Source organism: Desulfosporosinus burensis, from assembly GCF_054657535.1.
Genome location: NZ_BAAHYN010000005.1, coordinates 199,424 through 212,142, shown reverse-complemented (window position 1 = coordinate 212,142; position 12,719 = coordinate 199,424). Strand labels below are relative to the sequence as shown.

Genomic DNA, 12,719 nt, shown 5'->3' with positions numbered 1-12,719 from the left:
TTTGTTCGGGAAGAAAGTCATACCTACTCTAGTAATAAGTCTTCTTTTGCTTGGGACGTCGGCAATGCCTTCCCGGGCCGATCAACTTGGTGAGAATCTTCAACAGCAGAAAGATATTTTAGATCAGAAAGCTGAAGCTCAGAAAAAGCTAAATAAGATATCTTATACAACCGATACTATGAAGGCTCAATTGGCTCAAATCGAAAACCTAGTTGCAACAACTCAAGCGAACTTAGCTCAGAAGCAGGTCGCCTATGTCCAAGCCCAAGAGCAAGTCGCCGCTGTGCAAATAGAGTTGGATCAAACCCAAAAGGAATTGGAAGATCGCCGGTTAGCACTGGGGAAACGTGCACGAGGAATCTATGAAAGTGGTCAGATTAGCCACTTGGAATTACTTTTTCAGTCCACCGATCTCAGCGATTTTATTACGCGAATGGAATATTTCTCAACATTAGTGTCTAACGATCGCCAGCTTTTGACTGATATTCAGTCCCAAAAAACTCAAATTGAACAAAAGACACTTGATTTACAGCGTAAAAGAGACCTAGCTGAAAAAATCCAAAATGAGGCTGTCTTAGCTAGTAAAGAGCTTGAAAACAAAAAGTCCCAACAACGTGAGGCTTTAGATCAAAGTAAGAAGGCTCAACAAGCTGCCTATGAAGAGGTTTACCGCTTGGAAGCTGAGTCTCAAGCTATGACAGAGAGAATTCGCAAATTACAGGCCTCCCAGTCAGGAAAAGTGACTGGAAATGGGTCAATTTCCACCTGGCCAGTGCCCGGGTATTATGAAATTAGTAGTCCTTTTGGCTGGCGTACTCACCCTATTACACGTAAACAAAGTATGCATACAGGAACAGATATAGTTGCTCCCACCGGAACGCAGATTCGTGCAGCAGAATCAGGGGTTGTCTTGATTGCAGGTTGGAATACAGCCTATGGAAATATGATAGTTATTGACCATGGTGGCGGAATATCAACTCTCTACGGACATGGTTCGCGCTTGGATGTCAGTGAAGGTCAATCCGTTAAAGCGGATCAAGTCATTGGGGCTGTCGGATCAACAGGGTGGAGTACAGGCGCGCACCTGCATTTCGAAGTACGGGTAAGCGGCAATCCTACCGATCCTTTGCGGTATTTTCCTAACTGACGGATAAGCAGTATTTCTACTGAGAAATAAGCATATAATAAAGCAAGTCTTATGAAAATTGCTGGCCCAAAGCGCTGGCCAGACTCGAGCAAGAACGTTTGAGGTTAGAACACTGCCATGACTCGAACAAGGACGTTCCAGATTAGAACACCGCTATGACTCGAACAAGGACGTTCCAGATTAGAACACTGCCATGACTCGAACAAGGATGTTCGAGATTAGAACACCGCCATGGATGGCAAGGTGTCGTGATGGCAAGGTGTCGTGACGGCGAGAAGAGACCTTCCAGAAAGTCATACTTTCTGACAAGTGCAAGAAGGGGAGGAGTTACTGGATTGCAGGAGTGGAACACAAAGAGAATAGCTAAACACGTCGGGATTGTATTTCTAATCTTTTCCGTATTGGTTACTACGTTAATCGGCGGGGTGGTTATTGCTAACGTAGATAATATGGGCAGATTAGTTCACGTTGTGCAGCTAATTCGCAATGATTACTTAGAAAATGTAACAACCGTTCAGCTCGTAGAAGGAGCAACAAAAGGCATAGTAGAGATACTCGGTGATCCCTATTCAACCTATATGAATGCCAAGGAGAACCAAGAACTTTTTCAAGTGCTTGAAGGGAAGTTCGGTGGAATAGGAATTGTCCTTAGTTTAAAAGATCCTAAGAAACTTGTCGTCCTACGCCCTATCAAGAATTCACCGGCCAGTAAGGCTGGTATCCAATCAGGTGATGTCGTCAGTAAGATAAATGATACTGAGACCGCAGGAATGGAGCAGGAGAAAGCAGTGGGTTTGATGCGTGGGGATCCTGGAACAAAAGTAGACTTGGCGCTATACAGGGAGAGTACTAATAAGACTTTCACGGTGAGCTTGACGAGAGAAAACATTACCGTTCCGACCGTTGATGGGCAAGCATTACCAGGACACCCGGATATAGCCTATCTCAATATTTCTCAGTTTGGCTCAGAAACTGGGAATGAGCTTAAAGAAACCTTAAACACTATGGACATTAAGAAATTCAAAGGTCTTATTCTAGATATGAGGTATAACCATGGTGGAGAGCTCAATGCCGCGGTTCAAGTTGCCAGTTACTTCATCCCAGAAGGGCCGGTTGTCTACATTGTCGACAAACAAGGCAACATCGATACGAAAATGTCCACGGTTTCTTATTTGGGAATGCCTTTAGTGGTACTAGTCAATGAAGAAAGCGCTTCAGCCGCGGAGATCGTAGCAGGAGCTATTAAGGACAAGGGAACTGCCAGTATTGTTGGAGTAAAAACCTTTGGCAAAGGGATTGTACAAACTATCTTTCCATTAGACGGAGGGACTAGTGTCAAATTAACAACCGCCAAATATTTGACACCTAATAAAGTGGATATTCATAAAAAGGGGATCGAACCAGATATTAAAGTTGAGCTAACCCAAGGGCAACAAGTGACTATTCCGCCCCTAAACACGAACTTTGATCCGCAACTTCAGAAAGCTCTTCAGACGTTACAAGGAAAACTGAAATAGTGAAAAACAAAAAGACACGCTTCTACACGGAGCGTGTCTTTAATTTTACTAGTCAAAACCTCATGCCGTCGCGGGCACTACTGATGAATGAAATAATTCTTGCATGAGAAAGTAAATTTAGAGACCAAAGGGAATCCCAAATCTTGTTGGTTCACGGCTTGAATGACGAATATCAATATCAAACCTCAGATTTGGTGACCGTCGCAAGCGTTGTTGCATAGACTACGCTGATCATAAAAAACGACGGGGGTAACCAGCATGAGAAATAAGACCGGGGTGCGACATTACTTTGCCGAAGGAATCACCACAAGGGGCTACATATCTCTATTACCTAACATGATGCCAAGTTGGCAACGGGCTTATGTGTTATTAGGAGGTCCAGGAACCGGTAAATCGACATTAATCAAGGTCATTGGTCTGGAATTGTTGGATCGAGGATATGAGATTGATTTTTTGCGCTCGGCGCGAGATCCGGATTCAATGGCAGGGTTTATCGTTCCACGCCAGGGCTTGGCGATGCTGGATGCCATGGGGGTTTCTCCGCTACGTTGGCGTGCACCAGGTGTCATCGAGAAATTCATTGATTTTAGCAGCTTTTGTAACGAATTAAACTTAGAGAAGCAGCGCACCTCGATTTTGCAGCTTGAAAATCAGCTTCAAGAGCTTCAAATGAGGTTAGAAGAGGAGTTAGCTGCAGAACTTGGGTCATTGATTGGGAATAGGTCAGGAAAAATCCCTGTGGAAAGAGAAGATCTTTCCTGGATATTAGGGAGTTCCGCGCATCTTAAAGTAAAGAAAGAGCACTCCGGACCTTGGCCGCTTGCGGAAAATGCCCTTAGACTTTTGCAAAAAAGCGTAATCAATCCTTACTTTTTGCACGGCTTAACTGCTGAAGGGTGGCTTAATCTGGCACCCTATTTTCTGGCGGATTTCGATCAAATTCGGTTGGAGGGTGATGAAACGTTAGACGCCTTAGATTGGGTTTTACGCGAGGCGCAGCAATTGGGACAAAGGATCGATATTGTTTTGCATCCTCTTAATCCTGATGAGGTGATTGGAATTGTATTTCCTGAAAGGCATTTGGCGATCTGGCAGGGCAATCCAGAAAACTTAAAAGATCAGGGCTTAGATCGACCTTTCAGCAAAAAACTAGTAGAGATCTTAGCAGCTTGGCAGACGCATAGGTCTCAGTTAAAGGGGAAATATATGGAGACTGTGAACTTTGATCAATTGGATAGCTATAGGGAAACCGTACTTAATCAAATTTTAGGCGATTTACAAAGAAAAGAATAAGCTAATCTTTAACCAAATAAGGTGGGATCGACAAGAAACTCTCCGAGGTCTGCCATAAGACGTTCAAGATCGTTTTCTTTAAGGGCTAACCCATCGAGAGCGTCTTGTTGTATAGGGTTTAAAAAGCTGTCCACACCGCCCCCAATCCCGAGTAAACTGGCTAGCCCGTTAGCAACGTGAACGACACTGGCGAGTTCCACATGACTTTGCGCCTGGGATGGGGCATGGTGGGAGGAAATAGCAGACACGAGATCTTGAGGTAAGAACCATGTTTTAGCAAGAAATCCACCAACAGTTGCATGATTAAAACCGATCACCTTTTCCTCAAGCTCTACATAAGTAAATTTTGCTTCCTTCACCTTTTCTAGAAGATAGGGACCTACTTCTTGTACGTAGATAGAGATAACTAGTTTGCCAATATCGTGAAGCAACCCTGCGGTAAAAGCAACATCTCCGAAGGGAAGTTTTCGATGTTGGCATAGACGCTTCGCTGTCATAGCAGTCAACAGGGAATGCTTCCAGAGTCCTTCCTGCTCGATCCCATACCCTAAGAGGTCGGTTTTCAGTAAGGGGGCCACTGCGGAAGCCATAGCTAACCCTTGAGTTACTTGGAAGCCAAGCATGACTATTGCTTCTTGCAGGGAAGAGATTCGTCGCGCATAACCGTAATAAGCGGAATTTGCCTGGCGCAGCATACCGGCCGTGAGAGCTGGATCTCGGCCAATAACAGTTTCAAGGTCTTTCACGGAGGTATCTGGATTTTTGGTTAAAGCAATCACGCGTAAAGCCGAAGTTGGCAGGGGGGGCAGAGCTTGAACTCGTTTTAAGATATGTTCTAACTTGATAGGCAACTGTTGACCTCCTTCACTATTTTCAATGATGCGAATTAGAACGATTTTAATTGCACTAAAGACAAATGCCCTTAAGTAAGCTTTAGAAATTCTAAAAAATATCAAACATTATAAGAATTAAGAAATAAATCCACGAACGAATAAGTAGTTATAATCATAATCATGATCTCCTTTTCCCCGCATTTTTTAAGTAAGACGAGGGGAAGCTAACTCAAAGAATTAAAATTTGAGTCCGGAAAGGAGCGTGTAACATGTCGAGGAGATTTAAATTCTTATTAATCATGATTTCACTCTGTCTTAGTTTAACCATAACTGGCTGTGGTCTACAAGACCTTTTAGGAAAAAATAAAAGTAAAACGGCGACAAAAAAAACGGAGAGTCAAACTATTATTGCTGTTTCTTTAAATGAGGATGATCCTAACAAACTGCTGATCTCAAAAGGGATCGAAGATTTTGCGAAGAAAGAAAACGCGAAAGTGAAATATATGGATGAAAAATCTGAAGCAGATCCTTTAAAGGGGGCAAAAATTTTAATTTACCAAGGGGGAGATCCAAGTGTATTACAGAAATCCCAAAAGGAAGAAATACCGATTTTAGCCTTAACCCAACTTCCTTCTGGTGTGAAGCCCGAAGGAATTATTACTCCAGATCAGGAAAAAGCGGGTGAGTTGATGGCCCAAACTCTGGTAAGTAAAGTTTCAGAGGGGCAAGTTCTGATTTTACAGGGAGATCCAAACGAGAGCGGCTCTCAAGAGCGCTTAGCTGGTAATAAAGCAGTATTAAGCAAGTATCCGAAGATTACGTTTCATACTATAGCTAGTACTCCTGGTTCCGAGTCAGTAACTCGAACAGGCTTAGTAGAGTTCCTTCAGAAGAATCCTGAAAACGTTCAGGGGATTTTGGCTCATACAGAAAAATTAGCACTTCAGGCCAGCGAAGTCTTGAAACAGTTAGATAAAAAAATAAGTCTGGTCGGAGGACAGGTTAGCCTTGCATCGATAGAGCGGATGTCAAGCGGAACTCAAATGGGAGATATTGATACGTACCCATATTTGCAGGGTGTTAATGCTTATCAATGGGCACAAAAGATAATCAAAAAGCAACCTTTAGAGGTCAGTGATTCCATTACCAGTGAGCAAGGAGAAATTCCAGCCAAGATTATTGCTGTTAAAGCCGTAACGCCTGAAAACATTTCAATTATTCAAAACAGTTACACTAAAACAATAAAAAGCGCTGAACAGGATAAGAAGGCAAAAGAGCAGGAGGATAAAAAAGAAAAGTCATCGGGACAAGCTTCTGGGGGCAAAGATAAAGAAGAAGCAGGAAAAGAGGGAGAAGCTAAGAAAGGCGGAAAGTCTGAAGAAAAGGGCTCTAGTGCTATCCCTGCTGAAGCAAAAAAGGTGACAGAACGGATAAAAACAGAAACGAACCGAGAATACCTTGATGCGGAAGGTAAAGTAATTGGCACGGAGAAAACCGTCAATGAGCAGGTAAAGACAGTGCCGTCTGAAATGATTAAGCAACAAGCAGAGCAGTCACAAGACAAAGCGAAAGATGGAGGGGATGAGGCGAAAGACAAAGAAGAGGACAAGAAGTAATAATAAAAAATAAAAAAGAGTACGAAGAAAAATTAAACTCGTTCAACAAAAGTCGAACATCGGTAGGGGAGTCTATCCCCTCCGAAGCGAGAGTACGGGGACCTCTCCCACTTTAGAAATGGGAGTCATTAATTTACTTAGCTTAAGCCGAAATGTATTTTCGGCTTTTTTTCTAGTCAAAGCCCTGTCGGCATGCGGACCACTAATGGAATGCAATTGGTCTTTTTCCTGGTTAGACCCTCATGCAGCTTTGCAGCACCATTAGACGATAAAAATTATTTCTCTGGCTGAGGCCACCTTCAAGAGAATATAAGATCAATAATTTGTATATGCAAGGGCATAGATGTAAAATAAACGGAGAAGATCTTATATTTAAAATAGGCATGAGTGTGTTCTTAATCCATAGTTTATAATCGAAAGGAAGAGCGGAGCATGGAATTTCAGATACATGCCCCCTACCAACCTGCTGGGGATCAACCCCAAGCCATTGATGATTTGACCGCCGGGTTGAATGGAGGTCAAAATCATCAGACATTGCTGGGGGTTACAGGATCAGGGAAAACTTTCACGATGGCGAATATTATTATGAAGGTGCAAAGACCAACCCTTATTCTGGCCCATAACAAAACATTGGCGGCACAGCTTTATAGTGAGTTTAAAGAGTATTTTCCAGAAAATGCCGTGGAGTATTTTGTGAGTTACTATGATTATTACCAACCGGAAGCCTATGTGCCTTCGAGTGATACCTTTATTGAAAAGGATGCTTCGATCAATGAAGAGATCGAAAAGTTGCGCCACTCAGCTACGGCGGCACTGCTGGAGCGTCGTGATGTGATTGTGGTGGCCAGTGTTTCTTGTATTTATGGTTTGGGTTCTCCGGAGGATTACAGAGACCTTGTTCTTTCATTACGTCAGGGACAAGTTGCCGATCGAAATGAGATTTTACGCAAGCTGATAGCAATCCAATATGACCGCAATGATATAGCGTTCACCCGAGGAACGTTTCGGGTTCGAGGGGACGTAGTAGAGATCTATCCAGCTGCCTCCACTGAACGAGTGATTCGAGTGGATATGTTCGGTGATGAAATCGAACACATCTACGAGATTAATATGCTTACAGGGGAGATTTTAGGGGAGCGGTACCATGTCTCTATTTTCCCTAATTCACACTATGTGACTGCACAGGAAAAGGTCATGGAAGCGGCAATAAATATTGAAAAAGAATTGGACGAACGACTAAAGGTCTTGGAATCTGAGAGTAAACTTTTAGAGATGCAACGACTTGAACAACGAACACGCTATGATTTAGAAATGCTCAGAGAAATGGGCTTTTGCAACGGGATTGAAAACTATTCTCGTCACTTGACGTTTCGTGAGCCGGGAGACACACCCTACACTTTACTAGATTATTTTCCAGAGGATTTTATCCTCTTTGTGGATGAATCCCATGTATCTCTTCCCCAAGTCAGAGGAATGTACGAAGGGGACCGTTCGCGTAAAACTACTCTAGTTGACTACGGTTTCCGCCTGCCCTCTGCCTTAGATAACCGGCCGCTGAAATTTGCCGAATTTGAACACACGATTAAGCAAAGCGTCTACGTCAGTGCTACACCTGGACCGTATGAGATGGCCCACTGCCCCACTGTCGTAGAGCAGATCATCCGACCTACAGGGTTGTTGGATCCAGAGGTTATTGTCCGTCCGACGAAAGGTCAGATTGATGATTTGCTGGGAGAAATCAAGGCGCGGATTGCAAGGGATGAACGGATTCTCGTGACAACGCTCACGAAGAAGATGGCTGAAGATCTTACGGATTACTTCAAAAATCTAGAGATTAAGGTCAAATATCTCCATTCGGATATTAAAACACTAGAACGGGTGGAAATCCTGAGGGAGCTTCGCTTAGGCGACATTGATGTTGTAGTTGGGATTAATCTTTTGCGGGAAGGCTTAGACTTACCGGAAGTTTCCTTAGTGGCAATTCTCGATGCCGATAAAGAAGGATTCCTTAGATCAGACCGTTCTCTGATTCAGACCATCGGTCGTGCCGCGCGTCATGCCCAGGGTAAGGTTATCATGTATGGAGATAAGATAACCCATTCAATGCAGAATGCCCTTGATGAGACGAACCGACGCCGTGCGATTCAAATGGCTCACAACGAAAAAATGGGGATTATTCCTCAAACGATCCGCAAAGCGGTTCATGACGTCCCAGAGGCAACGAAAGTCGCCGAAATGAAACAAGCCTATGGCAAAAAACTTCCCCCCGAAGAGCTGGCTCAACTCATTAAGAGCTTAGAAGATGAAATGCGCCTAGCAGCACGAGACCTTGATTTTGAGCGAGCCGCCGAAATCAGAGATGCCATGATCGAGCTAAAAGGAGAAGATAATAAATACAAAATGACAAGCCAACAAGGGAAGAGCAAGAAGAACACACGGTATGACCAAAAGGCACAGAAAAGATCTTCCCGAAAAGGTAAGTAAAGCGCGGGGAACGGTCCTCATGTTTTGCTTGCTTCCCCGTTGTAAATTCTCATCGACCCGAGACCAGAGGAAGTTTCTTGGCTTAGAGAGCACGATTAGTGGAATTGCGTCAAGACACTTCCTCCTCAATGAAACGAATTTCACTACCATTTTAGGAGGCAACGCATGACCCAAGAATACCTACGCGTGCGTGGAGCACGCGCTCACAACTTGAAAAACATCGACATCGATATTCCGCGGAACAAGCTAGTAGTCATCACAGGACTGTCCGGCTCCGGAAAATCCTCCCTAGCCTTCGATACAATTTATGCGGAGGGACAGCGCCGTTACGTGGAATCCCTTTCAGCCTATGCTCGGCAGTTCTTGGGACAGATGGACAAGCCAGATGTGGACTCCATCGAAGGGCTTTCCCCGGCGATTTCCATCGACCAAAAGACGACCAATCGCAACCCACGCTCGACGGTCGGTACAGCTACGGAAGTCTCCGATTACCTGCGCTTGCTTTATGCTCGAATCGGACATCCCCATTGCCCTAAGTGTGGTCGAAGTATTTCCCAGCAGACCATTCAACAAATGGTAGACCAACTGTTGAGTTTCCCTGAACGGACCAAACTGCAAATCCTAGCTCCACTCGTGAAAGGAAAAAAAGGGGAACATCATAAAACGTTTGAAGACGCCCGTAAGGCAGGGTATGTTCGGGTACGAGTAGATGGAGAGATAAGGGACCTTAGTGAAGAGATTGAGTTGGCCAAAAATAAAAAACACTCTATTGAGGTTGTGATCGACCGCATTTCTCTGAAACCAGGGAGTGCTGAGCGTTTGGCGGATTCTTTGGAAACGGCGCTTAAACTCGGCGAAGGGAATGTCATTGCCGACATTACGGATGGGGAGGAGTTGCGCTTTAGCGAAAACTTTGCCTGCCCGGATTGTGGGATTGCTCTGGAGGAGATCTCTCCGCGCCTTTTTTCCTTTAATAGTCCTTATGGAGCTTGCCCGGCCTGTACAGGCTTGGGTGCAAATCTTGTGGTAGATATTGACCTTATGATCCCGAATCGTTCCCTGTCTCTAGCAGATGGAGCCATAGCGCCTTGGGCCAAATCAACGTCCAATTATTACCCCAAAATGATGGGGGCTGTAGCCCAAAATCTTAACTTCGAGATGGATACCCCTTTGAAAGACTTGACTGAAAGTCAATGGCAGGGATTGCTCTATGGAACAGAGACCCCGATAACGTTTCAATATCAAAATATTTTTGATCAGTTAAAAACCTATCATACCAACTTCGAGGGCCTGGTTCCCTATTTTGGACGTCGCTATCGGGAGTCGACCTCAGATATGGTTCGCTCGGAAATCGAAGGATACATGAGTGAACGTCCCTGCCCTGAATGTCAGGGGAAACGTCTAAAACCAGAAGCGCTAGCGGTAAAGGTGGGTGGGATCTCGATCGATGATTTGTCCCGCCTATCAATTACAGAAGCAATCAACTTTGTGAATGCACTTATTCTGTCGCCCAAAGAAGAAACCATTGCGCAGCAAATTATCAAAGAAATCAAGGAGAGATTGGGATTCTTGATGAATGTGGGACTGGACTACCTGACCATGGCTCGAGCTGCTGGTTCGCTCTCCGGAGGGGAGGCCCAGCGGATTCGCTTGGCGACTCAGATCGGATCAAGCTTGATGGGAGTACTCTATGTTCTTGATGAACCGAGTATTGGGCTTCACCAGCGAGATAACGCCCGTTTACTTGGGACGCTGAAGCGCTTACGGGACCTCGGCAACACTCTAATCGTCGTAGAACATGATGAGGATACGATGGTTGCCGCAGACCATATTATCGATATTGGTCCCGGAGCAGGGGCTCATGGAGGGCGAGTGGTTGCCGAAGGTCGGATAGAAGAGATTAAGGCCAACAAGGAATCAATGACCGGACAGTATTTGAGCGGCATTAAACAGATTGAGGTTCCTAAAGATCGACGGCAACCGAATGGCAAGTGGCTTGAGGTCTTTGATGCTCGAGAGAACAACCTCAAGAATGTCCACGCGCGAATCCCTTTGGGATTGTTTACCTGTGTGACTGGAGTCTCAGGTTCAGGAAAGAGCACTTTAGTCAATGAAATTATATATAAGAGCTTAGCATCAAGTCTCAATCGTGCCCGGGTCCGTTCTGGGGCCTACGGGCGAATGGAAGGCTTGGAGCATCTGGAAAAGGTCATTGATATTGACCAGTCCCCAATCGGACGGACTCCCCGTTCTAATCCTGCAACGTATACCGGTGTTTTTGATTTTATTAGAGAGCTTTTTTCCATAACTCCAGAGGCAAAAATGCGGGGATACAAACAAGGCAGGTTTAGTTTTAATGTCAAAGGCGGTCGGTGTGAGGCTTGTCGTGGAGACGGGATCATTAAGATTGAGATGCATTTTCTGCCAGATGTTTATGTTCCCTGTGAAGTTTGTGAAGGAAAACGTTATAATCGGGAGACCTTGGAAGTGCGCTATAAAGGGAAAAATATTTCTCAAGTTCTCGATATGACCGTGGACGAAGCGGTGGAGTTCTTCCAAGTAGTCCAGAAGATCGCTCGGAAATTCCAGACCCTCCAAGATGTGGGGCTTGGTTATATCCGTCTGGGCCAGCCCGCAACCACCTTATCTGGGGGAGAAGCTCAGCGGATCAAGCTTGCTTCGGAGTTAAGTCGACGTAGTACGGGTAAAACAATTTATATTCTCGATGAACCCACCACAGGTTTGCACACGGCAGATATTGACAAACTCCTCCATGTGCTTCACCGTTTAGTCGATGGGGGAGATACGGTCCTCGTAATCGAGCATAATCTTGATGTTATTAAAACAGCTGACTGGCTGATTGACCTCGGTCCAGAAGGCGGAGACCGGGGTGGAGAAGTACTGGTAGCGGGGAGACCAGAGGATGTCGCTGCCTTCCCGGCATCTTATACGGGGCAGTATTTGAAACGTTATTTGGATTAGCGGATAGGGAGTTGAAAACAGTTTTGACGATTCGTTTAGTCGCAATGGATCTCGATGATACGTTGCTTAGAGATGATTGGACAATTTCCCCGCGAGTAGTAAAGGCTATACAAAAGGCTCAAGCACAAGGCGTGAAGATGACGATTGCCACAGGGCGGATGCCCATTTCTACACGCCCTTATGCGGAGCAACTCGGAGTCGATGTTCCGATCATCACTTACCATGGAGCAATGATCCAACAGGTTTTAAGTCGTGAAATCCTCTTCAGGCGCGTTATTCCGAGTGCACTCGCTGCTCAAATCGTTGAGCATGTTACGAAACTTGGCATTTATGGCCAAGTGTATCTCCAGGACCGTGTAGTTGCACCGCAACTTAATGAATGGTCTAGGGAGTACGCCAGAATCGCCAGTGTCCATATTGAGGAGGCTGACCTGTCAGTCCTACTTTCCCGGGAACCAGAAGGGGTGGAGAAGATCCTCCTTATTGCGGAGGAGTCTGTGCTCGATCAATTGACCCCTCTACTGAATCAATGTTATGGTGAAAAGGTGCATATTACAAAATCTAAGCCCCACTTCTTAGAAATCACGGATTGCTCTGTCAATAAAGGCATTGCTTTGGCTGCTTTAGCAGAACGCTTTGGAATCGCCCAGCAAGACGTTATGGCGATTGGTGATAGTTTCAATGATTTAGAAATGATTCAATATGCCGGCGTTGGAGTAGCCATGGGAAATGCCCGCCCGGAAATAAAAGAGCAAGCGGACTTTGTCACTTTCTCAAATGAGGAAGACGGGGTAGCAGAGGCAATAGAACGCTATGTATTAAGAATTGATGGTTGTGAAGTATAAAC

The 12,719-nt window shown here is 45.0% G+C and carries 8 protein-coding genes; 7 read left to right on the top strand and 1 reads right to left on the bottom strand.

Features of this window, described 5'->3' with window-relative positions:
- The first annotated feature begins 1 nt into the window (after position 1).
- The 3 genes from ACYQ3Q_RS10415 (at position 2) to ACYQ3Q_RS10405 (ending at position 3,957) form a co-directional block, all read left to right on the top strand.
- Positions 2 to 1,147, top strand: a complete 1,146-nt coding sequence (locus ACYQ3Q_RS10415; RefSeq protein ID WP_459928496.1) for a murein hydrolase activator EnvC family protein — start codon at positions 2 to 4, stop codon at positions 1,145 to 1,147.
- A gap of 335 nt (positions 1,148 to 1,482) precedes the next feature.
- Positions 1,483 to 2,664 (top strand): S41 family peptidase, encoded by a 1,182-nt coding sequence (locus tag ACYQ3Q_RS10410; RefSeq protein WP_459928495.1) that lies wholly within the window; start codon positions 1,483 to 1,485, stop codon positions 2,662 to 2,664.
- 258 nt (positions 2,665 to 2,922) lie between these two features.
- Entirely contained in the window at positions 2,923 to 3,957 is a 1,035-nt protein-coding gene (locus tag ACYQ3Q_RS10405) for a hypothetical protein (protein ID WP_459928494.1), read from the top strand.
- Between the two features lie 8 nt (positions 3,958 to 3,965).
- Here the strand turns inward: ACYQ3Q_RS10405 and ACYQ3Q_RS10400 are convergent, their stop codons facing one another.
- Complete coding sequence (locus ACYQ3Q_RS10400; protein ID WP_459928493.1) at positions 3,966 to 4,808, bottom strand: HDOD domain-containing protein; 843 nt, start codon at positions 4,806 to 4,808, stop codon at positions 3,966 to 3,968.
- Between the two features lie 251 nt (positions 4,809 to 5,059).
- On the opposite strand from ACYQ3Q_RS10400, the gene ACYQ3Q_RS10395 reads away from it, so the two are divergent.
- The 4 genes from ACYQ3Q_RS10395 to ACYQ3Q_RS10380 all read left to right on the top strand — a co-directional run bounded on the left by ACYQ3Q_RS10395 (position 5,060) and on the right by ACYQ3Q_RS10380 (position 12,717).
- Positions 5,060 to 6,406, top strand: coding sequence for a sugar ABC transporter substrate-binding protein (locus ACYQ3Q_RS10395; protein ID WP_459928492.1), 1,347 nt, complete (start codon positions 5,060 to 5,062; stop codon positions 6,404 to 6,406).
- A gap of 432 nt (positions 6,407 to 6,838) precedes the next feature.
- Entirely contained in the window at positions 6,839 to 8,890 is a 2,052-nt protein-coding gene (gene uvrB, locus ACYQ3Q_RS10390) for an excinuclease ABC subunit UvrB (RefSeq protein WP_459928491.1), read from the top strand.
- 165 nt (positions 8,891 to 9,055) lie between these two features.
- Entirely contained in the window at positions 9,056 to 11,872 is a 2,817-nt protein-coding gene (uvrA, locus tag ACYQ3Q_RS10385; protein ID WP_459928490.1) for an excinuclease ABC subunit UvrA, read from the top strand.
- 23 nt (positions 11,873 to 11,895) lie between these two features.
- Positions 11,896 to 12,717, top strand: a complete 822-nt coding sequence (locus ACYQ3Q_RS10380) for a Cof-type HAD-IIB family hydrolase (RefSeq protein WP_459928489.1) — start codon at positions 11,896 to 11,898, stop codon at positions 12,715 to 12,717.
- The last annotated feature ends 2 nt before the right edge of the window (positions 12,718 to 12,719 follow it).